This window comes from Streptomyces sp. NPDC088794, from assembly GCF_044750545.1.
Classification (GTDB): Bacteria; Actinomycetota; Actinomycetes; order Streptomycetales; family Streptomycetaceae; genus Streptomyces.
This window is the reverse complement of sequence record NZ_JBIVKB010000016.1, coordinates 52,985-79,199: the sequence shown is the minus strand read 5'-3', so window position 1 is coordinate 79,199 and position 26,215 is coordinate 52,985. Positions and strand designations below refer to the sequence as shown.

Here is a 26,215-nt window from a genome sequence, read left to right as displayed (position 1 = left end):
CAGACAAACAGGGCGTAGTACGACAATCTCCAAGAGGCTGGGTGCGGTGTCCCGTGATCCGCTCCCGGAGGTTCAGTTGCCGCGTCAGTTCCCCCGGCCCCGACTGCGCAGCACCGCCGCGGTGTTCACCACCCTCTCGGCACTCGCGGCGACCTCGCTCTTCACCGGGCCCTCGGTCGCCGAACCGTTCTCGGCGGCCCCGTGCGCCCTCCAGCGCACTGACGCCCACCACTCGGAGGGCGTCGACACGTGGAACGCCGCGTATCCGCGCCCGGTCCGCCGGCTGGACGCCGTGATGGTCTTCCTCTCCTTTCCCGACGCGGCCCCGCGCACCACACCGGCCCAGCTCACCGGCGACCACTTCCCGGCCACCAGCCGCTTCTTCGAGCGCGCCTCCTACGGCCGGTTCTCGCTCGACCCGCACCCGCTGAGCCACTGGATCCGGATGCCGCGCCCGTCCACGGCCTACGCCATACAGCGCGACTGGCACGCCGCGGACCGCGCCGCCTACCTGCGCGACGCGCTCGCCGCCGCCGACCCCGAGGTCGATTTCTCCCGGTATGACGTCGTGTACTTCGTCGCCGACCCGGACGCGCCCGGCGTGGACTCGGACGCCACGAAGGTCGTCAACATGGACACCCCGCTGCGGGCCGACGGCACGGACATCCGGCGGGTCGTCACGGTCTTCGAGAAGCATCCGCCGGACCGGCTGGTGCTGGCCCACGAGACCGGGCACGTCTTCGACCTGCCGGACCTCTACCACCGGCCGGTCGACGGCAAGGGCGACTGGGACACGTATGTCGGGGACTGGGACCTGATGGGCAGCCAGTTCGGCATGGCACCCGACCTCTTCGGCTGGCACAAGTGGAAGCTGGGCTGGCTGGAGCCGCGCCAGGTGGTGTGCGCGCGAGGACAGGGCACCACCCGGCTGACCCTCGAACCGCTCGGCGCCGGGCCGGGGCTGCCGGTGACGGGCGCGGCCGGATCGCCGGCCTTCGGCCTCGGGCGCGGCACCAAGCTCGCGGTGGTGCGCACCGGCCCCGACAGCGCGCTCGCCTTCGAGGCGCGCGGCCCGGTCGGCAACGACACCGCCGTGTGCCGGTCCGGCGTCCTCGTCTACCGCATCAGCAGCGGCGCCCAGTCCGGCGACGGCCCCATCCAGGTCATCGACGCCCACCCGCGCACCGAGGCCTGCTGGGAGAACTCGGTCTACCCTCCACTCGCCGACGCCCCGGTCTCCCTGGGCGAGAGCTTCACCGTCCCGGGCGGCACGGCACGGGGCGGAAAGGTCCGGGTGGCGGTGGAGGGGAGGACGGCTTCTGGAGCCTGGACGGTGAGGATCTCGGTCGGGTAGCACCGAGGCCGTCTTGGCGCGGGTGTCCTTGGGCACGCGAAAAGCCCCTCGCAATCGCGAGGGGCTTTCACTGTCTGTGCGCCGCCAGGGACTCGAACCCCGGACCCGCTGATTAAGAGTCAGCTGCTCTAACCAACTGAGCTAGCGGCGCCTGCTGACGTCGTAGACCTTAGCATCCTGATCGGCGGGAGGAAAAATCGATATCCGCACGGCTGAGCGGGCCGCTCGGACGGCCGCCCAGAGCACGATTTCGGGGCCCGGCAGCCATGGGTGACGGGTGTCGGGGGCGACCAGCCAGCGGGACGCGGGCGCGCCGGCCAGCGGGGCCGGCACGGTCACCGCGTCGCCGTTGCCGTGGCACAGCAGGGACGGGATCGCGCCCGTGCGGCCGAACTCCTCCCAGCGGAGCAGCGACGGCAGCCGCTGGGCCGTACCCGGCGCGGCGAACAACAGCGTCCGGCCGCGGAACACCGCCACCGGCCCCGATCCCGGCCCCTCCTCCCACAGCCGGTCGAGCATGCGGCGCCCGAAGACCGCGGGCACGCTGACGACGTCGAAGACGGAACCGCACGGTAAGACGACGGGAGCGTCGGGCCGCTCCTCCCAGAGGGCGAGCGTGCTGCGCGGATACGTTCCTGCCGAGGCGAGCCAGATCGCGCCGTCCCGGGTGACTCCGTGGACGTCGCAACGGTCGGAGAAGGGCTGGTCGGGTTCGGTGCTCATGGCATCAAGATCTACCGGGCGTGAGCGTTCCGTTTCTGAGAGTTGCCGGAAATCGGGACAGGAGAGGGTGGGGCGGAGTATCTTGCCCGCCTGGCATATGCCGACATGGGTGGTTGGGGCGAGGGTAGATCCCCCTCGCCTCAGACCGGGTCGGGCCCGCCGCCCTCCGCGCCGCGCATCAGGCGCTGCCCGTACTCGACCATCTTCTTGGCATAGTCCTCGGTCCACTCGGCCCGCTCCGCGATGTCCGCGGGTGTCAGCCGGTCGAACCGCCGCGGGTCCGCGAGCTGCGCCGCCGCCATCGCCTGGTACTCCACCGCCCGGTCCGCCGCCGCGCGGAACGCCTGCGCCAGCTCCGTGGAGCGGGCCAGCAGCGCGTGCGGGTCGTCGATCGACTCCAGGTCGAAGAAGTGCTCCGGATCGGCGGCCGCCTCGGCGGGCTCGAAGAGCAGGGGCGCGGGGCGTAGCCGCGGTTCGTTCCGACGCGGCGTGGGCTCCGCCATGTCTTCTCCTCCTCGTACGTACGTCGCGGGCGCCCTGTCATGTGACCGGGCCACCGTCCATTGTCTCGTGCCCGCGCAAGACCACCACGACGGTTCAGATCAGTCGGTCGGCGGCCCCGGCTCAGGGCCGCCAGCTCACCCGGTGTTCGGCCAGTCTTGCCAGCACCGCGTGGTTCGCCTCCCAGCCGTCCGGGAACTTCACCAGCGTTCCCAGCTGGACCGGTTCCGTGGACGGGTAGTCGTCCAGGAGGTCGGTCACGCCGGCGCGGCAGACCACGATGCAGGCGTGCCGGTGGCGGGAGGCGAGGACGCACAGGCGGCCCGTCTCCAGGTGGAACGCGGTGGCGTCGGGGCGGCCCGAGAGCGGGTGGAGGACGACCGTGACGTCGTACTCGCGGCCCTGGAGACGGTTCGCCGTGTCGACGGTGACGTCCGTGACGCCGAGTTCCGTGAGCGCCGCTCGGACCGCGGCCGCCTGGTCGCGGTGGGCCGTGCCGACGGCGATGCGGTCCGCGGTGAGCGGGGTCGGATCCGGCGAGCGCTCCGACGTGGCCGCGCCGCCCCGGTCCAGGAGTCGTCGTACGACCGTCGCCACCGCCCGTACCGCCTCCGGGTCCGTCCGCGGGGTGTGCCGCGCGGGCAGCTCCAGCAGGCCCCAGCCGGACTCCGCGGCCTCGTCGATCACCCGGTCGGGCCCCGAGCCGTCGGCGGGGACGCCGAAGGACAGGCGACGGTCGCCGTGGTCCGTGCCGCTGCGGAAGGGCGTGTACGGGTAGAACGCGTCGGAGACCAGCGGGGCCGCCGATGCCGGCAGGCGCCAGGACACCGGGAGGCGGTGCTGGGGCAGCTCGGGGTTGTGCGCGAGCAGCGTGGTCACGGCGGAGGCCGAGGGGTCGTACGACAGTCCCGCCCACTGCTCGCTGCCGACGATGGCGAACGGGTCCAGCTGGCCCGGGTCGCCCACGAACAGCGCCCGCTCGAACAGCCCGGCCACGGCGAGCAGCGAGTCCGAGCGCATCTGGTACGCCTCGTCCACGATCGCGTGCCGCCACGGCTCGTCGACCTTCACGTGCCCCCACTTGGCGGCCGTGGAGACGACGACCGACAGCCCGGCCAGGTCCGCGGCCTTCGCCGACTTGCGTACGTTCGGCAGGTCGTCGAGCGCCTTGTCGTACGGGTCGGCGTCGCTGCTGTGCAGCCGCCCGACGGGGAGTTCGGGGTTCTTCTCCGCGAGCCGCAGGACGAGGTCGTCGACCTGTGCGTTGGTCTGCGCGACCACCATCAACGGGCGCCCCGCGTCGGCCAGTTCGAGCGCGGCGCGCACGACGAGCGTGGACTTGCCGGCGCCGGGCGGGGAGTCGACGACCACGCCCCGGTGGGTGCCGTGCAGGGTGTCGTGGAGGATCGCGTCGGTCGCCCGGGTCGCCGCGGCACCGGGGTCGAAGGCGGCGGTCACAGGACGTCCTCCGAGGTCAGGGGATCGGCGGCCTCCGCGACGGCCTCACCGGGTGGGCCGCCGTGCGTCCACGGGGTCGCCTCCGGGTCGGGCAGTTTCGGGCCGCCGCGCTGCTCGTGCTCGAACAGCGTGAAGCAGAGCCGGTCGCCCTTCTCGGGCACGGAGCCGGTCTCGGGCTCCTTGCCGCGCCCCATCTTGTCGAGGACGCGGAGCACGATCAGCGCGTCGCCCGACGGGGATTCCTCGTGGCCGACGTACTCCGCGGCCTGCGGCTTGCCGCCGAGCGACCGGAACACCTTGGCCCGCTCGCCCAGGTGCGGCCGGTCGTCCGTGCGGACGGTGACCAGCGGGCGCGGGCTGGGGCGCTTGCCCTCGCTGTACGCCATGACCACGTCCGTCACCTCACCGGCGAACGCCTCTCCGGACAGCCGCCGCCCTGCCATCACCAGCGGGTCGTCCAGGGCCTCCTGCGCCTCCAGACGGGCCTGTTCGCGCTCGCGCGCGGCGAGCTTGTTGGCCGCGGTCACCGCGTCGTCGCGGCGCGGCTGCGGGGGCTCGCCCGCGACGATCCGGTCGCGGTGCGCGGTGAACGACCACCGGTCCCGGGTCCACCGCTCCTCCACCCGGCCGCCCTCGGGGAGCGCCCGCACCAGGTCGAGGCCGCGCCACACCGCGTCCCAGGCGGGCCGGGTCCGGCTCTCGACCAGGGCGCGGATCTCCCGCTCGGCGGCGGTGAGTTCACCGAGCCGGTCGTCCGCCTCAAGACCGTCCTCGGCGGCGGCGAGCGCGGTACGCGCGCGGTAGTGCCGGTCCAGTGCGGGGGCGAGCAGCTTGTTGTCGAAGGCCGGGTCGGTGGCCGGGCCGGCCGGCGGGCACAGCAACTGGCCCTTCGCGTCCCGCGCGAGCTCGGCACGCAGCGCGGCCTCCGCGCCGGTCGTGCCCTCCGGCGGGTCGATCCAGGCGAGCAGCGCGCCCAGGTGCTGGTCCTCCAGGGTGGACTGCCCGGTCGCCCAGTGCCGGGCCAGGACGTCCGTCATCGCCAGCAGCAGCGAGGAACCCGGCACCCGGGACCGCTCCCCGTAGTGCGTCAGCCACCGGCCGAGCAGCGGCACGCGCGGGGGCGCGGGATACGGCGTCTCCGGATCCTGCTCCGCCGTACGGCGAAAGCGCATGGAGCGGCCGAGCAGCCGGACGAAGTCCAGGCCCGCGCGGCTGGGCACGATCAGCTGCGGGGCGTCCGCGCACAGCTCGACCTCGACCTTGACGCGCTTGCCGGTCTCCGGATCGGTCTCGTTGCGCTCGGCGGCCTCCACGTCCTCCGCGTAGCCGTCGATGTACGGCAGCACGATGTCCGCCAGCTCGGCCAGGAACGCGAACCTGAGGTCGCGGTCCCGGGGCTGCGGCACGACCAGCAGGCGCGGCGCGTCCCGGTCCGTACCCACCAGCGCACCGAGCGGCGCCCCGGCCTCACCCGCGGTGGTGAGCGGCACGAACACTAGAGGGCGCTCCGACAGATGCCGGTGCCGGACGGTCGCGGCAGGCTGGGCACGGCCGGCGCTGACGGCTTCGAGCCGGGCGAGTGTGGAGATCAGCGACACGGGGTGCTCTCCGAGGGGGTGCGGGGAGGCTGCACGGGGCCGGTCCGTGAGGTGACCGGGGGCGGCTGTGCCGGGTCGCCGGCGGAGGCGGTGTCGGGGTGTGCCGGGCCCTGCTCTTCCGGCTCTCCCGCGGAGCGGAGGCGCCGGGTCGGTGCGTGCTCTCCGTCGAAGGGGAGCGGTGCCGCCCGGTCGTCGGCCGGGTGTGTCGCCGCCAGGGCCTCCGCCCGGAGCCGCGCCGCCCGGCGCAGGGCCGCCACCGCCGGGTCGTCGGGGTCTCCGGTCTCGCCGCGGGATGCCGCCAGGACGTCCTCGACCGTCGTCAGGCCGCCCAGTTCGGCGCGGACCGGGCGGCCGAGGGTGGTCACCGCGCCGGCCGCGCGGGAGTGGTCACGGCAGTGGAAGGCCAGCTCGCAGGCGGACAGGCACTCGGGCGCGTAGGCCGCGGGCACCGACTCGACGGCGGCCGTCAGCTCGGCGGCGGGCAGGTCGGGGGAGAAACAGGTGTCCTCGGGGAGGGCGTCGGCGATGTCCTGGATGCGGGTGAGGCGGGCCAGCTGGCGGGCGGTGACCGCGCGCTGCTTGCGGACGTCCACGGCGGAGGCGGTGGGCCGGTTGGAGAAGTCCTTCGGGCACACGAGCAGCACCCGGTGCCGTACCGAAGGCGCCGGGTCGAGGCGGGCGGCGACCTGCTCCAGGGCCAGCACGTACACCGCGGCCTGGCGGGCGGCGGCGCCGACCTTCGCCGGGTCCGCCGAACCGTCCAGCATCGGGAAGGACTTGATCTCCACGACCGTCCAGCTGCCGTCCGGGTGCACCACCACGGCGTCCGGCTCCAGGAAGGCGGGGGAGCCCGCCACGTCCAGCGCCAGCATCGGGTGGTCGAGCAGCGTCCAGGCACCGCGCGCCTCGCCGGCCTCGCGCAGCGCCAGCGCCGTACGGGCCGCGCGGCCCTCGGGGCCGATCGCGGCGAGGTCGGGCACGCGCGCGTCGGCGGGCGGTTCGGCCCCGGCGTCCAGCCGCTCGTGCACCAGCCGCAGCAGCTCCGCGCCGCCGTCCGCCTTGACCTTCGCCTCGAACGCGTTGCCCCGCGTGATCGCGAACTGGGACTGGCCGAAGGCGGCCGGGGAGCCCAGCGCCCCGGCCACCGCCGTCTTGTCCACCCCGGCCCCGTCGAGGATCGCGCGCCGTCTGCACCCGGGGTTGGCCGCCAGCGCGGCCAGCGCGCGGGCGTCGAGGGCCTTGGCCGGTACGCCGGGACCGCGCAGCTCAGCGAGCCGCTGCCGCAGCGCCTTCTCCCGCGTCGGTGGAAGAGGCGTCGGGCTCGGCTCCGGAACCGATCCGGGACTCGCGCTGCCGTGGAAATCGCTCACCTGCGGAAGTCTGGCATCCGGCACTGACAATCGGGGAACCTGCGCCGGGAGAGGGTGCTGAGGCGAAGGGCAGCCGCTTGCGGATCCGGTTCGCCACCCGCATCACGTACGGCGTCAGCAGGAAGCCGGCGCCCATCACGGCCGCGCCCGCCACCGCGTCGAGGAAGTAGTGGTTCGCGGTGCCCATCACGACGATCGTGGTCAGCAGCGGGTAGGCGACGGCGGCGGCCTTCGTCAGCCGCGTCCCGCCGAACCGCCACAGCACGACCCCGCACCACAGCGCCCAGCCCACGTGCAGGCTCGGCATCGCCGCGTACTGATTGGTCATGCCGCCCAGGCCCCGCGGGGCACTGGCGTCGCCGCCCCACCAGCCGTACGAGCTGTACTGGGCCATCGTGTCGACGAAGCCGTGGCCCGCGGACAGCAGCCGGGGCGGGCAGGTCGGCAGCAGGGTGAAGCCGATCAGGCCCATGAACGTGGACGTCATCAGCCAGGTGCGGGCCGCGCGGTAGTGCACCGCACGCGACCTGAACAGCCAGATCAGGATCGCGGGCGTGACCATGTAGTGCAGCGACGCGTACCAGAAGTCGGCCGGCACGCCGAGCCACGCCTCGCGCGTGAAGAGCCGGTTCAACGGGTGCTCGGCGTTGAGGTGCAGGGTCTTCTCGATGCGCAGGATCGTCAGGCCGTGGTCGACGGCGCCGATCTCGTTGCCGCGGGCGAGCAGCCGGCCGGCCGAGTAGCACGCGTACACCAGCAGGATCAGCGGCAGCTCGGTCCACCAGCGCAGGCGGGCGCCCGGGGCTGTCTCGGTGCCTGGTGTCTCGGTCATCGGCTTCCGATCCCCTCCCCCTTCGTCTCGTGCGGCGCCCGGTGGTCCGGCCGTGCCACTTTACGGCGTATGCGCGCGCCCTCGTGGCGCGGCCCCCGGCCCTCAAAGACGCTGAGATCGGCCGTCGGGTTGCCCTCCTCCAGGGTGCGCGATGATGGATCCGGTCCGCCTCTGGTTATCCCGGAAAGGTTTCCTCACCCATGGCTGCGCGCATCCTGCTGGCCCGCCACGGACAGACCGAGTGGTCGCTGTCCGGCAAGCACACGGGCAGGACCGATGTGCCGCTCCTGGAGGAGGGCCGCCGGGGCGCCAAGCTGCTCGGCGAGCGCCTGCACCGGGCCCCGCTCGGCGGGCTGCCCGGCGTCGAGGTGCGCACCAGCCCGCTGGCACGCGCGCGTGAGACGTGCGAACTCGCCGGGTTCGGCGAGCGCGCCCAGCCCTGGGACACGCTCATGGAGTGGGACTACGGCGCCTACGAGGGCATGACCCCGGACGACATCCAGGCCGTCCGCCCCGGCTGGTTCATCTGGCGCGACGGCGTCCCGGACGGCGAGTCCCTCGCCGACGTCACCGCCCGCGCGGACGAGGTGGTCGCCTGGGCCCGCGCCGAGGACCGCGACGTCCTCGTCTTCGCCCACGGCCACATCCTGCGCTCCATCGGCGCCCGCTGGCTCGGCCTCCCCCTCGACTTCGCGGCCCGGATACGCCTCAACCCGACGTCCCTGTCGGTCCTCGGCTGGGCCTACGGCGAACCGGCGATCGAGAGCTGGAACGACTTGGGGCACTTGACGAACTGACGGCGCGCGAGACTCCGCCCGTACGCCCCGCCCTCGCGCCCCCGTCACGCCGTCCGGGGCTGTCCCCACGCCTCACGCCATCCGCGGACGTGAAGCGTGCCTCTCCAGGAACGTCGACACACCCGAGGCCCGGCGGTGCGGCAGCAGCACGCGCGCGGTGGTCGCGAGCATCGTCTGGACGCGGGAGGACTGGACCTGGTCCAGGAGGTCCATGACGCGCAGGCCCGCCGTCGCGGCCTCGTCGGGGTGGCCGCCGCGGGCCAGGTCGTCGGCGAGTTCCGCCGTGTAGAGGGCGATGTTCCGGGTGAAGTGCGGGTCCTGGAGATGGGCCGCACGGCGCGCGTGACGGGCGGCACGGGACCAGTCGCCCAGCGTCGACCAGCACTGCGCCTCCAGGCCCTCCAGTTCGGCCTCCCCGTAGAAGGTCATCCACTCGGGGTCGGTGTCCGAGGGGCCGCGTTCGTAGAGGGTCTGCGCGCGGGCCAGCGCCTGTTCGCAGGCGACGCGGTCGGCGAGCCCGGCCCAGCCGCCCGCCTCGCGCAGCGCGAGCAGCGACATCAGGCGGGACGAACCCAGGGGCCGCCCCACGCGTTGCGCGGCCTGCGCGGCCCGCACCGCCTCACGCGGCCGGCCGGCGTCGCGCGCGAGGAACGCCGTGTTGCAGAAGGCGTGCGCCTCCAAGGCGTCGTCGCCGGTCATCCGGGCGGTCGCGAGCGCCTCCGCGTAGTGCGAGCGCGCGTCGTCCCAGCGCCCCGAGTCGTGCGCCAACCAGCCCACCGAGATGGCGAGTTCACCCGCGCCCGAGTGCAGCCGGTCGGCGGTGGTCTGCCGGGTCGCGCCGGCGTCGAGCAGCGCGTAGGCAGCGCGCAACGGAGCCGCCGCACGCCGGTAGAGGCCGTCCGCGCCGTGCCGGTCGTCGAGCAGCCGGATCCTGCGGACGGCTTCCTCCAGGGCGCCCGCGTCGCTCGCCCCGGCCCGGCGCACGGGACGTTCCGCGGCGGCCGCGTCGAAGGCGAGCCCGAAGGGGCCCAGCGAGGCGGCGGCCACCGTGGCGCCCCCGCCGGTCATGAATGCGCGACGTAGCACGTCGCTCTCCTCGTCGTTCTCGTCGTTCTCGTGAAGCCCGTCGTTCTCGTGGAGCTCACGGTTCTCGTGATGGTCGGGCGGGTCGTACGCGTGCGTGCGGTACGGGTCCCCCTCATGCGGGTGTGTATCGCGCGCGCCCTGCGGGTTCTTCGTGTCATACGGATCGCGCGCCCCCTGCGTCTCATCCGTGGCACGCGCCCCACGGCCGCGTACGGACGAGCGGGGTGCGAAGCCCAGGTCGGCGAGCGTGCGGCCGGGGAACATGTGCAGGAACACCCGTTCGTACGCGTAGTTGGGGCAACGGATCTCGCCGGCCTCGACCCGGCCGACATAGCGCGCGTCGCAGCTCACCCGCTCCCCGATCTCACGGGCCGAGCGCCGTACGGCCGCCGCGAACTCGGCCGGTGAGCGCCGGCCGCGCAGCTGTCGGAAGGCCAGATTCGGCCGTGGTGGGCGGGTGGGCTGGGACGAGGTCACCTTTGACGACGCCATGGCCGGGTCCTCTCGTGCGAACCGTCGAACCAAGCCGGATTCCGGGCGACTTGAGCTGGTTGTCAACGGGATCGCCCTTGATTTCCGGCGGGCATGAACGTACCCGCTGTCACCGACCCGGCACGCAGGGTTTGGCTACAAACCGGATATCTCATCCGGGATCTGCCATGAACTGCCATCCTTTGCGGCGGATTTCCGCCGTAGCCGTTGACGCGGCGGCGCGTTGAACCCAGCAGGACCGGGAGCCACCCGACTCCCGAGCCGCTTCGTCCAAGGAGGGGTTCCGTGGTGGAGTCCAGGATGCGAACCAGGCAGAGCAGCGATCCTCGTACGCCGGTGACGACGGCGGGGTTCACGTCCGCACCGGACGGCGGCGCACCGCCCGGCACGGACTCCGCCTGCGACCTGGTGACGGTGCCGACGCGGCAGGGTCTGGAGGCGGTTGACATCCTGCGCCGGGGCGCCTGCGACGCGATGGGCCCCGTACTCCACGACGACGGCTGCGGGACCCTCGGTTTCGTCGTTCCCTCCGGCACCGCCGCCGCCTGGGACGTCCCCGGCAGCACCTGTACGGAGACCGACGGCCGCGGCCTGCGCCTGCCCCCCGAGCCCCCCGTCGAGGGCTCCGACTGGCTCCTCCCGCCCGGCGACACCGACCTCGCGACCGACCCGGCGGTCCTGCGCCGGGCACTGGGCGAGGCGGCCCGCTTGATCGAGGCGGCGGACAACTGCCGGTGACGGTGCCTTCGGCGATGTGCGGGGCGGCGCTTACCGGGGTTTCAGTTCCGCGACGCCGCGCGCGCAGGCGGCACCTCCCACCCCCGTCGATAATGGGCGCATGGGAAAGTCCAGGAACGCGCGGCGTGGGTCGGCCGGTGCTGAAGCCGTCGTCGAGGCCGTCGACGGTGGGCTCGCCGAGCTCATACCCGATCGGGACCGGGCGCGGGGCTGGACGCTGTTGATCGACGGGGCGCCGCAGTCGCACGTGGATCTGGACGATCCCGCGTATCTCTCCTTCGAGTACCAGCGTCGGTTCGGGCACGTAGTCGATCTCGTCGCGCCGGCCGGCAAGCCCGTGCACGTCGTGCACCTCGGGGGCGGTGCGCTGACCCTCGCCCGCTATGTCGCCGCCACCCGGCCCCGGTCCACCCAGCAGGTCGTCGAGTGGGACGCCTCGCTCGTTCAACTGGTGCGCCGGCAGCTGCCGTTGGACACCACCGCCCGGATCAGGGTGCGGTCCGCCGACGCGCGCGAAGGGCTCGCCAAGGTGCTCGACGGGTGGGCCGACCTCGTCGTCGCGGACGTCTTCAGCGGGGCCCGTACACCCGCCCACCTCACCTCGACGGAGTTCCTGGACGAGGTCCGCCGCGTGCTGCGCCCGAGCGGCTGCTACGCCGCCAACCTCGCCGACGGCCCGCCGCTGGCCCATCTGCGCGGCCAGATCGCCACCGCCGCCGCCCGCTTCCCCGAACTCGCCCTGATCGCCGACCCGACCGTGCTGCGCGGCAAACGGTTCGGCAACGCGGTCCTGGTCGCCTCCGACACTCCGCTGCCGCTCGCGGAACTCACTCGCCGCGCGGCCTCCGACCCGCACCCCGGCCGCGTCGAACACGGCCGCGCCCTGCTGGACTTCACCGGCGGCGCGGCCCCCGTCACGGACACGGCGGCGGTGGCCTCGCCGGCCCCGCCACCCTCGGTGTTCCGCTGACCGACCCGACGGTCGATCCTCAACCGGCCGTTGGTGGCTAGGGCCTGTCCGGCGGATCAGTCCGGCGTCGCGGGGTCTGGCACGCACTCCCCCACTGCCCTAAAGGCGTGGGGGACCCCCAACGGCGTTGTCGTCGGTCGCCGACTCCCCCAGTCTCGGCTTCGCTCGACCGGGGGGACCCCCATCGCGTCGCCGCCCTCCTCCGCCTCGCAGCTGCACGCACCAGACCCCGCTCGGCTCGGCCAAGAAGCACCGCACCTCATAGCCGGCCTGATCCGCCGGACAGGCCCTAGTAGTTCTCCACGTCCACCCGCGGCGGCCCGTCGTGCCACGTGCAGAACACCGACACCCGGTCCGCGCCAGAGGAGAACTCCAGCCGGATCCACGTCTCCGTCTTCCACACCTGCATCGACCAGCCAGGACCCGGCGTCGCCGACACCAGCGTCGCGTACGTGTCGGCGAGGTCGAAGACCACCCGGCCGCCGTCGGTGTCGTAGCTCTTGACCTGGCCGGCGGCCGAAGTGCTGGGCGAGGGAGTGGTGGTGGGGGTCTTGGAAGGGGTCGGCTTCGGCGCGGCGGACGTCTTCGACGGCGTCGGCTTCGGCGGGGGAGTGGACCTGCTCGGCGACGACGTCGCGAGCGGCTTCGACTCCTGCGTGGTCGCCCGGCCCGCCGTGATGGGCAGGGCGCGCGGCGGATCGTAGGCCGTGCCCGCCATCACCGTGTGGACACCCCACCACGACAGCGTGACCGCCGCGCCCGTGGCGAGCGACCAAGCCAGTACGTGTGCGAGTCCTCTGAGCATCGCGGCCATACTGCCTCACGCGCCCCACAGGTGTCGCCCGTCCGAAGTTATCCACAGGCCCGGATCCGGCTCGCCCGGATGGCGTACGGTGCGGCGCATGGCAAGTGTGCTCGTGGTCGAGGACGACCAGTTCGTCCGCTCGGCGCTGATCAGGCACCTGACCGACGCCGCCCACACGGTGCGCAGTGTCGGGACGGCACTGGAGGCGCTGCGCGAGGTCGCCCATTTCCGTTTCGACGTGGTCATCCTCGACCTCGGACTGCCCGACCTGGACGGGTCCGAGGCGCTGAAGATGCTGCGCGGGATCACGGACGTACCCGTGATCATCGCCACCGCGCGCGACGACGAGACGGAGATCGTCCGGCTGCTGAACGCGGGCGCGGACGACTACCTGACCAAGCCGTTCTCGGTCGAGCACCTGTCCGCGCGCATGGCGGCGGTCCTACGACGCTCCCGCGCCGGCACCGGCGAGGCCCCGCCGTCCAGCGTGCTGCGCGTCGGCGGTCTGACCGTCGATCCGCTGCGCCGCCAGGCCGAGTTGGACGGCGTACGGCTCGACCTCACCCGCCGCGAGTTCGACCTGCTGGCCTTCCTGGCCGGCCGGCCAGGCGTCGTCGTGCCCCGCAAGGAGCTGCTCGCCGAGGTGTGGCAGCAGTCGTACGGCGACGACCAGACCATCGACGTCCATCTGTCCTGGCTGCGCCGCAAGCTGGGCGAGACCGCCGCCCGCCCGCGCTATCTGCACACCCTGCGCGGCGTCGGCGTGAAGCTGGAACCACCCGGGGGAGCGGAGCCGCCGCGATGAGATGGGCACTGGTCAAGGTCTGCCTGGCGGTCACCGCCATGGTCGTGGTCGCCTTCGCGGTCCCGCTCGGCCTGGTCATCAAGGAGATGGCCCGCGACCGCGCGTTCTCCAACGCCGAGCGGGAGGCCGCCGCGGTCGCCCCGGCGCTGTCCATCACCACCGACCGCGACCAGTTGGAGAAGGTCGTCGCCTCCGCGGGCTCCGACTCCGGGATGGCCGTGCACATACCCGCCGTTGACGGCGGCAAGGCCGTCGACATCGGGCGCAGGCGCGCGGCCGACGACGCCATCGCGACCGTACGCAAGCTGGGCCGGGCCTCCACGACCGAGGTCGAGGGCGGCTCCACGCTGCTCCAGCCGGTCGCGCTGAGCTCCGGCGCGATCGCGGTCGTCGAGGTGTTCGTGCCCGACGCCGAGGTCAGGCACGGCGTGGGCACGGCCTGGGCGGTGCTCGCCGCGGTCGGTGTCGCGCTGATCGTCGGCTCGGTCGCGGTCGCCGACCGGCTGGGCGTACGGATGGTGAAGCCCGCCCGGCGCCTGGTCGAGGGCGCGCACGAGCTGGGGGAGGGCAAGCTCGGGGCGCGGGTGCCGGAGGAAGGGCCGAACGAACTGCGCCTGGCCGCCGTCGCGTTCAACTCGATGGCCGACCAGGTCGTCCAACTGCTGGCGAACGAACGGGAGTTGGCGGCCGACCTGTCCCACCGGCTGCGTACCCCGCTGACCGTGCTGCGGCTCAACGCGGCCTCGCTCGGCGACGGTCCGGCCGCCGACCAGACCCGGGAGGCGGTCGCCCAGTTGGAGCGTGAGGTCGACACGATCATCCGGACCGCGCGGGAGGCCAAGCCGCAGACCGCGGCGGCGTTGCCCGGCGCCGGGTGCGACGCGGCCGAGGTGGTCCGGGAGCGGATGGTGTTCTGGTCGGCGCTCGCGGAGGACGAGGGCCGCAAGTGGCGGGTGGCCGGGGCCGACCGGCCGGTACGCATACCCGTGGCCCGCGCCGACCTGGCGGCCGCGCTCGACGCCCTGCTCGGCAACGTCTTCCGGCACACCGTCGAGGGCACGGCCTTCGCGGTCGATCTGCACAACGGCGAGGACGCGGTGATCGTCCTGGTCTCCGACGCGGGCCCCGGCATCATCGACCCCGTGGCCGCGATGGCGCGCGGGCGCGGCTCGGGCAACGCCGGGTCCACCGGCCTCGGCCTGGACATCGTGCGCAGGCTCGCGGAGTCGACCGGCGGGGACGTACGGATCGGGTCGTCCGTGCTGGGCGGGACCGAGGTGCGGATCTGGATCCAGGTGGACGGCCGCGAGCCGGAACGCAGAGGTCACCGGGGGTCCGTACGACGGCGTCGGCGCGGCAGATTGGTCTCGACCTTTAACCGCCCCCGATCCCTTCCTTAAGCGCACCCTAAGATCCGCAACCCCCGCCCGGATCAGGCACTTTGCCCGATTCCAGGTCGCTAGCGTGCTGCCGCACCCCACCCCCAGAACGAAGGCAGGCACGCGATGACCACGCACCGGCGCAAGCTGAGCGGCAGAAACAAGGTGATCGGCGGAGTGGTCGCCGCGGCCGTGGTCGGCGGTGGCGCGGTCCTGCTCACGGGCACCGCCCAGGCGGCCGGCATCGGCGCCGCGTACACCAAGACCAGTGACTGGTCGACGGGTTACACCGCGCAGTACGTCGTCACCAACAACAGCGGCGGCACCGAGAAGACCTGGAAGCTGCAGTTCGACCTGCCCTCCGGCAGCAAGCTCAGCTCGCTGTGGAACGCCGAGTCGAGCGTCAGCGGACAGCACGTCACCGTGACACCGCCCAAGTGGGACACCGACGGGCTGACCGCCGGCGAGTCCGTCACCGTCGGCTTCGTGGTCAACGGCACCGCGAACCCCACGGCCTGTCTCATCGACGGCGTCAAGTGTTCCGCGGACGACACCGCCACGCCCGAACCGACCGGCCGCCCCACGGAGACCACGACCCCGAAGCCCACCCCGACGCCGACCTCCACCCCCACGGCCACGCCCACCAAGACGGCCACCCCCACGCCGACGCCGACCCCCACCTCGACCACCGGCACCGGCACCACCGCGAGCGCCGGCTTCGCGCCCTACGTCGACACCTCCCTCTACCCGGCCTTCGACCTCCTCGCGAGCGCGACGGCGACCGGCGTCAAGAACTACAACCTCGCCTTCATCACCGACGGCGGCGGCTGCACCCCCAAGTGGGGCGGCGTCAGCGACCTCGGCACCGACGCCGTGGCCGCGCAGATCGGCGCCCTGCGCGCCAAGGGCGGCGACGTCCGTGTCTCCTTCGGCGGCGCCTCCGGCTCCGAACTGGCCACGACCTGCTCCTCGGCGGACGCGCTGGCGACGGCGTACGGCAAGGTCGTGGACGCCTACAAGCTCACCAAGGTCGACTTCGACGTCGAGGGCGGCGCGCTGCCCAACACCGCCGCGAACACCAACCGCGCCAAGGCGATAGCCAAGCTCCAGGCCGCGCACCCGGGCCTGGACGTCTCGTACACCCTCCCCGTGATGCCCGAGGGCCTCACCCAGGACGGCGTGAACCTCCTGTCCAACGCCAAGTCCAACGGCGTGAAGATCAACACGGTCAACATCATGGCCATGGACTACGGCCCCGCCTACAGCGGCGACATGGGCACCTACGCCGAACAGGCGGCCACCGCCACCCAGGCCCAGGTCAAGAGCGTGCTCGGCCTCTCGGACGCCGCCGCCTGGAAGACCGTCGCCGTCACCCCCATGCTGGGCGTGAACGATGTGGCCGCCGAGATCTTCAAGGTCGACGACGCCACCCAACTGGTCAACTTCGCCAAGTCCAAGGGCCTCGGCTGGCTCTCGATGTGGTCGGCCGGCCGCGACCAGCAGTGCGCCGGTGGCACCAAGCCGACCGCCGACGCCACCTGCAGCTCGATCCTCCAGGACAAGTTCGCGTTCTCGAAGGCGTTCGGCACGTACAACTAGTCGCGCGTTTTATTGATACGTGAATGACGGGCCCGGCGGATCGAATTCGCCGGGCTCCGCCTCATTTTCCTCTGCCGTCGCAACGGGGGAATTCCCCTGGTGATGCCGTGAATCGCGTCGCTACGATGCCCGAGCCGTCGTGCGCCGGCGGAGAATCGGGGGAGAGCCATGGGCTCGATACGCGTGCGTCTGTTCACCCTGCTCCTGGTGGGAGCGTCCCTGCTGACCCTGGTGGGAGCGGCAGGCTGTGAGAAGTCGAATCCGTCCGTCTCCTTCACCCCGGAATTCGTTCCCGTGACTTTCACTCTCGATGCCTCGGGAAAGATCAGCATCTCCGTGGGGCGTTCCTTTGTGACACCGATCGGCGCGTTCAGCGTGGACACCGGTGTGGAACACCAGTTCGCGGTCAGTCCGAAGGGATATCTCACCGCCGTCATTCGGTACGTCGACCAAAAGCTGGGGCTGGCCGAGGCCGGTTATGTGATCCATACCGAACACAAGGTGGAACCGGCGATGGACGGAATCACCCTGGCCCCCGCGAAGGGAATTCTCCGGACCGACTTCACCGGACAGCAGACCGGCGGAACGCTGACGATCTCCGACACCCCGCAGGACACCCAGGTCCCGACCTCGTCGGCGCCCTCCTGCCCGCAGAGCGAGAGCGTCCCGGTCACCCTGCCCGAGGTGTCGGCCGGCGACTCCGTCGCGGACACGGCGGCCGAACTGTCCGCCGTCTGCCTCACGGTGCAGTACGCCACCGAGCCGGCCGACCAGGACGACGGCACGGTGTCCCGCGTCCTGATCCCCCTCGCTTCCGAAGGATCCGTCCAACTGCCGCCGGCCGCCGACGGGGACCCGGGCCCCGGCGACAAGGTCACCGCGAGCACCCGGCAGGCGGCCACCGTCTACGTCGCCGGTCCCGACGTCGAGCCGAGTCCCACGGTGACGGACGGCAGCCCCTCGCCGACGGTCTCACCGGACGAGAGCCCGGACGCACCCCCCAGCACCGGCACCACCACGGTCCACGCGGACGCCAACGCGCCGGTGCGCTCGACCCCGAGCATTACGGGCACCCAGCTCAGCAGCGTCATGGCCGGCACCGACTACCCCGCGCTCTGCGTACAGCAGGCCGAACAGGTCACCGCCCACGGCAGGACGAGCAGCGTCTGGATCCAGCTGAGCCTCGCCGACGGCGGCACGGGCTGGGTCACCGGCACCGCGTTCGGCGACGCCCCCGAGACACTCGTCCCCGCCACCTGCTGACGCCGGGGTGCGGCCCGCCCCCACGACGGCCCGCACCCCGGCCCCCCGCCGAGCGGGCCGGCCCGATTCGACCAAGAGGCCGTCAACGCCCCAGGGGCGCGGGGAACTGCGCGACCAGCCACAACGGCGCCGCAGACAACGACGGAGCACCGCGCCACCTCCGGCGAGACGCTCAGACCTCCGTGGCAGGCGGCAACGCCCCCGACCGAGCCGCCCGCCCGTACCAGAGCGCGCTCGACTTCGGTGTCCGGGCCAGCGTCGCGTAGTCCACGTACACCGCCCCGAACCGCTTCTCGTAGCCGTACGCCCACTCGAAGTTGTCCAGCAGCGACCACAGGTAGTAGCCCCGGACGTCCGCGCCGTCCGCGATCGCGCGCCGGACCGCCGCGAGGTGTCCGTGCAGATACGCGATGCGCTCCGGGTCGTGGACGCGGCCGTCCGGGTCGGGCTTGTCGTCGTAGGCCGCGCCGTTCTCGGTGATGTAGAGCGGCAGGCCCGGGGCCTCGCGGGAGTAGCGCATGATCAGCTCGTGCAGGCCCGTCGGGTCGATCGTCCAGCCCATCTCCGTGCGCTCGCCCGGGGTCTGGTGGAAGGTGACGTCGTCCGCGCCCGGCCAGGGCGAGTGCGCGCTCGCGCCGTGGCCGTCGGCGCGCGGACCGGGACCGGCCGACTCGGCCGCCGAAACCAGCGTGGGCGTGTAGTAGTTGAGGCCCAGCGCGTCCAACGGCTGGTGGATCGCCCGCAGATCGCCGTCAAGGACGTACGACCAGTCGGTCACCGACGAGGTCGCCGCCAGCAGCGTCCGCGGGTACGCGCCGTGCAGGATCGGGCCGTGGAAGACGCCGTTGGCCAGGTCGTCGATCTTCTGGGCCGCCGCCAGATCCGCCGGGTCCTGCGAAACCGGCCTGACCACCGAGGAGTTGAGGCTCAGCGCCACCGAGTTGCGGGACGGCATCGAGGAGCGCAGGGCCGTGGTGCCGAGGCCGTGCGCCAGGTTGAGGTGGTGCGCGGCCCGCAGCGAGGCCTCCGGGTCCGTGCGGCCCGGCGCGTGCACACCCGAGGCGTAGCCCAGAAAGGCGCTGCACCAGGGCTCGTTGAGGGTGATCCACTGCTCCACCCGGTCGCCCAGCGCCTCGCCCACGATCTGCGCGTACTCGGCGAACCGGAACGCCGTGTCGCGCTCCGGCCAGCCGCCCGCGTCCTCCAACTCCTGCGGCAGATCCCAGTGGTAGAGGGTGACGGCGGGCTTGATGCCGTGTGCCAGCAGTTCGTCGACCAGCCGGCGGTAGAAGTCCAGGCCCACCTGGACCGCCGGGCCCCGGCCCGTCGGCTGCACCCGCGACCAGGAGATCGAGAAGCGGTACGCCGTCAGGCCCAGGTCGGCCATCAGCGCCACGTCGTCGCGGTAGCGGTGGTAGTGGTCGACGGCGATGTCACCGTGCTCGCCGCCGGCCGTCCGGCCCGGCGTATGGCTGAAGGTGTCCCAGATCGAAGGCGTACGGCCGTCCTCCCGCACCGCACCCTCGATCTGGTACGCGGAGGTCGCCGCGCCCCAGAGGAAGGCGGGAGGAAAGGTCACCGGGGTCGCCGGCGTTGCGGGCTCAGACATGGAAGCGCTCCCATAGGAGGTCGTGGAGACCGACGTGTAAAGAAGGAGGAGAAAGCAGGAGAAGAGGGGTGTGCGCGGAGAGGGATGGGGCCGAGTCGACGCTGACCCGGCCCCTGCCCTCGACGAGACGGGCGGACGAGCGGGGTCAGCCCTTGACCGCTCCCTGCATGATGCCGCCCACGATCTGCTTGCCGAAGATCGCGAAGACGACCAGCAGCGGCAGCGTGCCCAGCAGCGCGCCCGCCATGATCAGCGACTGGTCCGGCGTGTAGCCGCGGCCCAGACCGGCGACCGCCACCTGCACGGTCGGGTTGCCGTTCTGGCTCAGCACCAGGAAGGGCCACAGGAAGTCGTTCCACGTCTGCACGAACATCAGCATGCCCAGCACGGCCATCGCGGGGCGCGCCGCCGGGAACACGATGTGCCAGATCACCCGCCAGCTGCTCGCGCCGTCCACCCGGGCCGCCTCGATCAACTCGTCCGGCAGCGCCTGGATCAGGTACTGCCGCATGAAGAACACACCGAACGCGCTGACCAGACCGGGCAGGATCACCGCCTGGAGCTGGTCGGACCAGTCCAGCTTCGCGACCAGCATGTACAGCGGGATGATGCTGAGTTGGGGCGGCACCACCATGGTGCCGATCACGATCAGCATCATCGCCTGCCGCCCTCTGAACCGCAGCTTGGCGAAGGCGAACCCGGCGATCGTCGACAGGACCACGATGGTCACGGCACAAGTGCCCGCCACGATCGTGGTGTTGACGAACGCCTTGCCCAGGTTGGCGTCGTTCCAGGCGATGTCGAGGTTGTGCATGAGGTTCGAGCCGAACCAGAACGGCGGCGGTGTCTGCGCCAGCCGGTTGTTGTCACGGGACGCGGCGATCGCCGTCCACACCAGTGGGAACAGCGAGCCGAGCGTGAACAGGATCAGCACGACGTACGCGATCGGGCCGGCGTGCAGCGTGCCACCCGCCCGCGCGGCCTTGGGTCGGAGGACGCGCCGAGGTTCCTCGGGAGTGGCGTCCGCGGGTTTCGTCAGGGTCGTCGTCACGGCCGGGTCTCCTTAGGAACTGGAACTGGCGCGCAGCCGGCGCGAGATGACGTAGTTGACGATCCCGACCACGATGAGGATCAGGAACATCGTCCAGGCGATCGCCGAGGCCCGGCCCAGGTGCTGGTTCACCCAGCCCTGCTCGTACAGATACAGACCCAGCGTCTGGAACTGGTGCTCCGCACCGCCGGACGCGCCCTTGTTCGCGTCGAACAGCAGCGGCTCACCGAAGACCTGACTCGCGCCGATCGTCGAGACGACGACGGTGAACAGGATCGTCGGCCGCAGCGAGGGCAGCGTGACGTGGAAGAACTGCTGCCACCGGTTGGCGCCGTCCAGCGCCGCCGACTCGTACAGATCCTGCGGGATCGCCTGCATCGCGGCCAGATAGATCAGCGCGTTGTAGCCGGTCCACCGCCAGATGATGATCGACGAAACGGCTATCTGCGAGGGCCACTTGCTCCCCTGCCAGTCGATCGCGCCGATCCCGACCTGGTGCAGCACCCAGTTGATCATGCCGTAGTCGCGGCCGAAGAGCAGCGCGAACACCAGCGAGGCCGCGGCGATCGAGGTCGCGTACGGCGCCAGCATCACGACCCGGTAGAAGGTCGAGGCGCGCAGCTTGTAGTTGAGGATGTGGGCGAGCCCCATCGCCATGAACAGCTGCGGAACGGTCGAGATGATCCCGATCGTCAGGGTGTTCTTCGCCGCGTTCCAGAAGAAGTCGTCGTCGAAGATGCGCGTGTAGTTGCGCAGCCCCGCCCAGTGCATGTCGGTCGGCGCCGTCAGCTCCACCGTGTGCAGCGAGGCCCACGCGGTGTAGATCAACGGGAACAGACCGAACGCCAGGAAGAGCAGGAAGAACGGCGAGACGAAGGCGTACGGACTCCAGCGCACGTCCCGCTGCCAGCGACGCGACAGCCGGGCGCGGCGCCGCGCGTCCGCCTCGGCCACGGAGCCCTCGGGCGGGCGGCCCGGGGCCGCGCCCCCCTCCTTGGCGGGGGGCGCGGCGGTGTCGTGCCGGGTTGACATACCGGTCACTGCTCCAGGTTGTTGTCGATGGTCTTGGTGGCCGTGTTCCAGGCCTCCTCGGGCGACTTGCCCTTGGTCACCAGGATCACGCCGTTGTCGGTCAGACCCTGCTGGATGATCTGGTCCTTCGGACCGATCACCTGCACCGGGCTGGCCTTGGCGGCCTCGGCGAAGATCGTGCCGATCGGTGCGTCACCGGTCATGTCGTTCTTGGCGCCGGTGACCTCCGAGGAGGTGTACGCGGCCTGCGCGCTCGGGAAGCTGCCCTGTACGGCGAACAGCTTCGCCTGCTGCTCGGGCGCGGTCAGCCAGGCGGCCAGCGCCTCGGCCTCCTTCACGTGCTTGCCGCTCTTGGGCACGGTCAGGAACGAGCCGCCCCAGTTACCGGACTTGGGCGCCACCGCGACGTCCCACTGGCCCTTGGCGGCCGGCTTCGACTTGCCCTTGATGTAGCCGAGCATCCACGGCGGGCAGGCCATCGCGGCGAACTTCACGTTGGCGATGGTCGTGTCCCAGGCCGGCTGGAACTGCGTCTGCGCACCGACCAGGCCCTCCTGGGCGGCCTTCGCCGTGAGGTCGAAGGCGGCACGCACGGCCGGGTTGGTCTTGTAGATGACCTTGCCGGAGGAGTCGTAGAACTTCTCCTTCTCGCTGCTGAGCACCGCGTTCAGCAGACCGCCGGGGGAGTCCATGAAGGTGGTGCCCTTGGGCGCCTTCTTCTTGTAGTCCTGGCCGACCGTGACGAACTTGTCCCAGCTGCCGGCCCACAACTTGCCGACCGCGTCGCGGTCGGTGGGCAGTCCGGCGCTCTTGAACAGGTCCTTCCGGTAGCAGATGGCCATCGGCCCGACGTCCGTGCCAAGACCGATCGTCTGGCTGTCCTTGGTCGTGGCCTGCGCCCACTTCCAGTCCAGGAAGTCGCTCTTGTTCACACCCGAGACCTTGGAGAGGTCCTCCAGCTTGGCGGCCTGGGTGTTCACGATCTCGGCGATGTTGCCGACTTCGACGGCCTGGATGTCCTGAAGACCGCTGCCGGTGGTGAGGTGGTTGAGCAGAGCGGGGTAGTAGTTCTCGTTCCGCTCGGTGACGTTCTCGGTGATCTTGATGTCGGGGTGGAGCTTCTCGTACTCGGCGTACAGGCCGGCTTCCTTGAAGCCGAACGTGCCGAAGAGTCCGAGACTGACCGTGGTCTTGCCCTTGCCGCCGCCGCTGTCGTCCGACGACCCGGACTTGTCACCACCGTCGTCGGCACACCCGGCCAGCAGCCCGGCGCCCAGCGTTGCGACCACCGCCAAGGCCACCGCCCGGTGGGCGGTACCGGTTCGGGTCCGTGCGCGCATTGCGTCCTCCTGTTGCCCTGACGTGCCGACCCCCCGGCCAACTGCATTGTTGGGCCCGTTAGTTCACGCTGCGGCTCGGGCGGGGAACGTGCGGGATGTGTATGTGTCAGGTACTGTGGGAGCGCTCCCACCAGTGATGTGTTGAAGGTTGGCGGGTCCGGGCGGGGGTGTCAAGGGAGTGAGCGTGGCGAGATGCGTTCAGTTATCGGGCTGTTAAGTGGAGTCGATAAATCCGCGGCTTCTTTCGCTGCCGCCCACTCTCAGCCTGTTCGGCGTTCGAGGACAAGGCCCCTTCAGGGCCGGAGCGGGGGTCTGGAGGCGGCAGCACCCAGGGGCGTCCACTGGTTGGGCGGGACTGTTAGATTCCAGGCCAAGGCAGGGTTCAACGGCGGAAAGGCGGAGCCATGTCGCGGAGCCGGAGTGGTGGCAGGCCCACCCTCGAAGAGGTCGCCGCGCGTGCCGGTGTCGGTCGTGGCACGGTCTCCCGGGTGATCAACGGCTCGCCGCGGGTCAGCGACGCGACCCGCGCGGCGGTCGAGGCCGCGGTCGCCGAACTCGGCTATGTCCCGAACACCGCGGCCCGGGCGCTCGCCGCCAACCGCACGGACGCGATCGCGCTGGTCGTCCCCGAGCCGGAGACGCGGTTCTTCGCGGAGCCGTACTTCTCGGACATGCTGAAGGGCGTCGGCGCGGAACTCTCGGACACCGAGATGCAGTTGCTGCTGATCTTCGCGGGCAGCGACCGTGAACGGCGGCGCCTGGCCCAGTACTTGGCCGCGCACCGGGTGGACGGCGTCCTGCTGGTCTCGGTCCACGCGGACGACCCGCTCCCCGACCTCCTCTCCCAGTTGGAGATCCCGGCGGTGATCAGCGGCCCCCGCTCGGCCGCGGAGACGCTCACCTCCGTGGACTCGGACAACTACGGCGGCGGCCGCTCGGCCGTGGAACACCTGCTCTCCGGCGGCCACCGCACGATCGCCCACATCACGGGCCGCCTGGACGTGTACGGCGCCCAGCGCCGCGTCGACGGCTACCGCGACGCCCTGCGCGACGCGGGCCACCCGGTGGACGAACAGCTCATCGAGCCGGGGGACTTCACCGAGGAGGGCGGCCGCAGAGCGATGACGACCCTGCTCGCCCGCCGCCCCGACCTGGACGCGGTCTTCGCCGGCTCGGACGTCATGGCGGCCGGCGCCCGCCAGGTGCTGCGCGAGGAGGGCCGCCGCATCCCCGACGACGTGGCCCTCGTCGGCTACGACGACTCGGCCATAGCCCGCCACATGGACCCACCCCTCACCAGCGTCCGCCAGCCCATCGAGGAAATGGGCCGCCGCATGATCGACCTCCTCCTCGAAGAGATCGCGGACCGCCGTCCGGCGGTTTCACGGGGCCTGGAACGCCGACAGGTGGTACTGGCAACGGAGTTGGTGACGCGGGCGTCGTCGTGATCGGCTTGATGACGGCCTGCGCGGTGTCGGCCTGGCCTTCCGCTCGTGACCTCCTCGGACGACAACACCGATGACAGGGCCGGCGTGACCGTCCGCTGCCAGGACAACGGATCGCCCTGGACGCGGACTCCGCGCACTATGCCGTTGAGCTGCATGCCCCAGGTCTGACCGCTCGTGTCGACGAGGTCGTCGCCTGGGTCCGGGCCGACGATCTCGCGCGGTTCCTGGAGGGGTTGGCCGCCGACTACCGGGGTTGGGACGGCGCACGGAGCTGGCAGACCGACGACCGGGACCTGGCGGTGTCAGCCGTCTTCCGGTTCGGCGGGTACGTGGGGCTGACCTGGACCGTGCGGCCTTGGCCGAAGGCCGCTGGAGTGGGAACGACGGTGACATCCGGGATCCACCAGGTGACTCAGCCGGTCAGCGCCAACCGCCAGCGCCGCTCACCGTCCTGTTCCTCGGCCGTCGGCTGTAGGCCCGCCGCTCGGGCCACTGCCTCCGACGCCAGGTGGGCGGGGTGGATGTGGGCGATGGCCGTACGGACGCGCTGTTCGGTGAGCCAGGTGATCAAGGCGCCTACCGCCTCCGAGGCGTAGCCGTGGCCCTGCCAGGGGGTGCCGGTGATCCAGGCGATCTCTGCCGTGGAGCCGGTGAGTGTGGCCTGGACCGTGCCGAGGAGGTGGGTGTCGGCGCGGTGGCGCAGGACCCAGTTGAGCCAGGTCACGGACGGGTCGGGGGAGCCGGTGACCAGGCGTTCGTAGCGGGCGCGCAGGGCGGCGGGGGAGGCGGGGGTGCCGCCGATGTAGGTGTGCAGGGCCGGGTCGGAGAGGACTTCGGCCATCTCGGCGGCGTGGTCGACGCGGAGGGGGAGGAGGTCGAGGCGGGGGGTGTGGATCGTGGTGATGTCCATGTGGCGTCCCGTGGAATACGAATCGGCCGGTGGTCCCGAATCAACGGGGCCACCGGCCGATTTCCTGGGGTGAGTGACGGGACTTGAACCCGCGACTTCCTGGACCACAACCAGGTGCTCTACCAGCTGAGCTACACCCACCACGCCCGGTCGTTCAATCAGTGATTTTCCGACCGGCCGAGAAAAAGTGTACAGGGTCCGAAGGGGTGCTCGCGCACGGCTTTTACCGTGCGGGCAGCACGTGCTTCGCGGCGATGGTCCGGGCCGTGTCCGAGTCGGGGCCCGGCTGCGGTACGAAGATCGCCTCGCGGTAGTAGCGCAGCTCAGCGATGGACTCGCGGATGTCGGCGAGGGCGCGGTGGTTGCCGTTCTTCTCGGGGCTGTTGAAGTACGCCCGGGGGTACCAGCGTCGGGCCAGCTCCTTGACGCTGGACACGTCGACGATGCGGTAGTGGAGGTACTCCTCCAGCGTCGGCATGTCACGCAGCAGGAAACCGCGGTCGGTGCCGACCGAGTTGCCGCACAGCGGGGCCTTGCCGGGCTCCTTGACGTGTTCCCGGATGTAGGCGAGCACCTGCTCCTCGGCGTCGGCCAGCGTCGTACCGCCGTCGAGCTCGTCGAGCAGCCCTGAGGAGGTGTGCATCTGGCGCACCACGTCCGGCATCGTCTCGAGGGCCTCGGCCGGCGGACGGATGACGATGTCCACGCCCTCGCCGAGCACGTTCAGCTCGGAGTCGGTGACCAGGGCGGCCACCTCGATGAGCGCGTCGTCGGACAGCGAGAGGCCGGTCATCTCGCAGTCGATCCACACCATGCGATCGTTCATGCGACCACCCTAAAGGTGACGTCCGCTTTTAGGTGCCCCGCGTTGTCGTGGACGTCACTGGGGGCCGCGCCCCCAGACCCCCGCTTTCGGCCTGGACGGCCTCGTCCTCAAACGCCGGACGGGCTGAAAATGCCTGCACCGGCGATGAGAAGTGCCGACCTCCTGGGTAAGGGCCTGCGCCTCCTCGGCAAGGGCCCGCCCCAGGTGAAGCCCCAGCGGGTGGGTGGGG

The 26,215-nt window shown here is 71.7% G+C and carries 23 protein-coding genes, 2 tRNA genes and 1 pseudogene; 10 read left to right on the top strand and 16 right to left on the bottom strand.

From position 1 onward, the window contains the following. Positions 1-76: 76 nt before the first annotated feature. Positions 77-1,354: a M6 family metalloprotease domain-containing protein gene (locus ACIP6U_RS36600; protein ID WP_401726881.1), complete on the top strand. Its 1,278-nt coding sequence runs from the start codon at positions 77-79 to the stop codon at positions 1,352-1,354. Between the two features lie 77 nt (positions 1,355-1,431). On the opposite strand, the gene ACIP6U_RS36595 is transcribed toward ACIP6U_RS36600, so the two are convergent. From ACIP6U_RS36595 to ACIP6U_RS36565, 7 genes are all read right to left on the bottom strand, one after another. Next, a tRNA-Lys gene (locus ACIP6U_RS36595) sits at positions 1,432-1,505 on the bottom strand. Then, positions 1,496-2,077 carry a bifunctional DNA primase/polymerase gene (locus tag ACIP6U_RS36590; protein WP_401726879.1) on the bottom strand — a complete coding sequence of 194 codons (582 nt, stop codon included), beginning with the start codon at positions 2,075-2,077 and terminating at the stop codon, positions 1,496-1,498. The genes ACIP6U_RS36595 and ACIP6U_RS36590 overlap by 10 nt, the downstream gene beginning before the upstream one ends. Positions 2,078-2,217: 140 nt before the next feature. Then, positions 2,218-2,580 (bottom strand): hypothetical protein, encoded by a 363-nt coding sequence (locus ACIP6U_RS36585; protein ID WP_401726877.1) that lies wholly within the window; start codon positions 2,578-2,580, stop codon positions 2,218-2,220. 121 nt (positions 2,581-2,701) lie between these two features. Further along, on the bottom strand, positions 2,702-4,036 hold the full coding sequence (locus ACIP6U_RS36580; protein WP_401726876.1) for an AAA domain-containing protein: 1,335 nt from the start codon (positions 4,034-4,036) through the stop codon (positions 2,702-2,704). Next, positions 4,033-5,634: a hypothetical protein gene (locus ACIP6U_RS36575; protein ID WP_401726874.1), complete on the bottom strand. Its 1,602-nt coding sequence runs from the start codon at positions 5,632-5,634 to the stop codon at positions 4,033-4,035. Before ACIP6U_RS36575 ends, ACIP6U_RS36580 begins: the two co-directional genes overlap by 4 nt. Next, positions 5,625-7,004 (bottom strand): hypothetical protein, encoded by a 1,380-nt coding sequence (locus tag ACIP6U_RS36570; protein ID WP_401726872.1) that lies wholly within the window; start codon positions 7,002-7,004, stop codon positions 5,625-5,627. The genes ACIP6U_RS36575 and ACIP6U_RS36570 overlap by 10 nt, the downstream gene beginning before the upstream one ends. After that, positions 6,901-7,836, bottom strand: coding sequence for a phosphatase PAP2 family protein (locus tag ACIP6U_RS36565; protein ID WP_401726871.1), 936 nt, complete (start codon positions 7,834-7,836; stop codon positions 6,901-6,903). The genes ACIP6U_RS36570 and ACIP6U_RS36565 overlap by 104 nt, the downstream gene beginning before the upstream one ends. 200 nt (positions 7,837-8,036) lie before the next feature. Between ACIP6U_RS36565 and ACIP6U_RS36560 the strand changes: the two genes are divergently transcribed. Continuing rightward, positions 8,037-8,633, top strand: a complete 597-nt coding sequence (locus ACIP6U_RS36560) for a histidine phosphatase family protein (RefSeq protein ID WP_401726869.1) — start codon at positions 8,037-8,039, stop codon at positions 8,631-8,633. 72 nt (positions 8,634-8,705) lie between these two features. Here ACIP6U_RS36560 and ACIP6U_RS36555 read toward each other — a convergent pair whose 3' ends face one another. Further along, positions 8,706-10,211: a tetratricopeptide repeat protein gene (locus ACIP6U_RS36555; protein ID WP_401726867.1), complete on the bottom strand. Its 1,506-nt coding sequence runs from the start codon at positions 10,209-10,211 to the stop codon at positions 8,706-8,708. Positions 10,212-10,511: 300 nt separating this feature from the next. Here ACIP6U_RS36555 and ACIP6U_RS36550 point away from each other — a divergent pair, with 300 nt between their 5' ends. Both ACIP6U_RS36550 and ACIP6U_RS36545 read left to right on the top strand, forming a co-directional pair. Then, positions 10,512-10,949: a hypothetical protein gene (locus ACIP6U_RS36550; protein ID WP_401726866.1), complete on the top strand. Its 438-nt coding sequence runs from the start codon at positions 10,512-10,514 to the stop codon at positions 10,947-10,949. A gap of 100 nt (positions 10,950-11,049) precedes the next feature. Further along, entirely contained in the window at positions 11,050-11,919 is an 870-nt protein-coding gene (locus ACIP6U_RS36545; protein ID WP_401726864.1) for a spermidine synthase, read from the top strand. Positions 11,920-12,208: 289 nt separating this feature from the next. Here ACIP6U_RS36545 and ACIP6U_RS36540 read toward each other — a convergent pair whose 3' ends face one another. Beyond that, entirely contained in the window at positions 12,209-12,724 is a 516-nt protein-coding gene (locus ACIP6U_RS36540; protein WP_401726861.1) for a hypothetical protein, read from the bottom strand. 97 nt (positions 12,725-12,821) lie between these two features. On the opposite strand from ACIP6U_RS36540, the gene ACIP6U_RS36535 reads away from it, so the two are divergent. The 4 genes from ACIP6U_RS36535 (at position 12,822) to ACIP6U_RS36520 (ending at position 17,770) form a co-directional block, all read left to right on the top strand. Continuing rightward, positions 12,822-13,529, top strand: coding sequence for a response regulator transcription factor (locus tag ACIP6U_RS36535; protein WP_401726859.1), 708 nt, complete (start codon positions 12,822-12,824; stop codon positions 13,527-13,529). Further along, positions 13,526-14,929: a sensor histidine kinase gene (locus ACIP6U_RS36530; RefSeq protein WP_401726857.1), complete on the top strand. Its 1,404-nt coding sequence runs from the start codon at positions 13,526-13,528 to the stop codon at positions 14,927-14,929. The genes ACIP6U_RS36535 and ACIP6U_RS36530 overlap by 4 nt, the downstream gene beginning before the upstream one ends. A gap of 105 nt (positions 14,930-15,034) precedes the next feature. Beyond that, complete coding sequence (locus tag ACIP6U_RS36525; RefSeq protein WP_401726856.1) at positions 15,035-16,507, top strand: cellulose binding domain-containing protein; 1,473 nt, start codon at positions 15,035-15,037, stop codon at positions 16,505-16,507. Between the two features lie 168 nt (positions 16,508-16,675). After that, on the top strand, positions 16,676-17,770 hold the full coding sequence (locus tag ACIP6U_RS36520; RefSeq protein WP_401726855.1) for an SH3 domain-containing protein: 1,095 nt from the start codon (positions 16,676-16,678) through the stop codon (positions 17,768-17,770). 172 nt (positions 17,771-17,942) lie between these two features. Here the strand turns inward: ACIP6U_RS36520 and ACIP6U_RS36515 are convergent, their stop codons facing one another. The 4 genes from ACIP6U_RS36515 to ACIP6U_RS36500 all read right to left on the bottom strand — a co-directional run bounded on the left by ACIP6U_RS36515 (position 17,943) and on the right by ACIP6U_RS36500 (position 22,802). Then, positions 17,943-19,379 (bottom strand): GH1 family beta-glucosidase, encoded by a 1,437-nt coding sequence (locus ACIP6U_RS36515; RefSeq protein WP_401726853.1) that lies wholly within the window; start codon positions 19,377-19,379, stop codon positions 17,943-17,945. 145 nt (positions 19,380-19,524) lie between these two features. Beyond that, positions 19,525-20,430, bottom strand: coding sequence for a carbohydrate ABC transporter permease (locus tag ACIP6U_RS36510; protein WP_401726852.1), 906 nt, complete (start codon positions 20,428-20,430; stop codon positions 19,525-19,527). Between the two features lie 12 nt (positions 20,431-20,442). After that, positions 20,443-21,462 carry a carbohydrate ABC transporter permease gene (locus tag ACIP6U_RS36505; protein ID WP_401727189.1) on the bottom strand — a complete coding sequence of 340 codons (1,020 nt, stop codon included), beginning with the start codon at positions 21,460-21,462 and terminating at the stop codon, positions 20,443-20,445. Between the two features lie 5 nt (positions 21,463-21,467). Then, positions 21,468-22,802: an extracellular solute-binding protein gene (locus ACIP6U_RS36500; RefSeq protein WP_401726850.1), complete on the bottom strand. Its 1,335-nt coding sequence runs from the start codon at positions 22,800-22,802 to the stop codon at positions 21,468-21,470. Between the two features lie 404 nt (positions 22,803-23,206). Here ACIP6U_RS36500 and ACIP6U_RS36495 point away from each other — a divergent pair, with 404 nt between their 5' ends. Both ACIP6U_RS36495 and ACIP6U_RS36490 read left to right on the top strand, forming a co-directional pair. Further along, a complete protein-coding gene (locus ACIP6U_RS36495) occupies positions 23,207-24,250 on the top strand; it encodes a LacI family DNA-binding transcriptional regulator (protein WP_401726849.1) in 1,044 nt (347 codons plus the stop codon). Positions 24,251-24,345: 95 nt separating this feature from the next. Continuing rightward, positions 24,346-24,564 (top strand): annotated as a pseudogene (locus ACIP6U_RS36490) (DUF6228 family protein); the annotation flags it as partial. Positions 24,565-24,662: 98 nt separating this feature from the next. Here the strand turns inward: ACIP6U_RS36490 and ACIP6U_RS36485 are convergent. From ACIP6U_RS36485 to orn, 3 genes are all read right to left on the bottom strand, one after another. Next, a complete protein-coding gene (locus ACIP6U_RS36485) occupies positions 24,663-25,160 on the bottom strand; it encodes a GNAT family N-acetyltransferase (protein ID WP_401726847.1) in 498 nt (165 codons plus the stop codon). 65 nt (positions 25,161-25,225) lie between these two features. Then, positions 25,226-25,301: transfer RNA gene (locus tag ACIP6U_RS36480), tRNA-His, on the bottom strand. 82 nt (positions 25,302-25,383) lie between these two features. After that, entirely contained in the window at positions 25,384-25,986 is a 603-nt protein-coding gene (gene orn, locus ACIP6U_RS36475) for an oligoribonuclease (RefSeq protein ID WP_401726845.1), read from the bottom strand. Positions 25,987-26,215 lie beyond the last annotated feature (229 nt).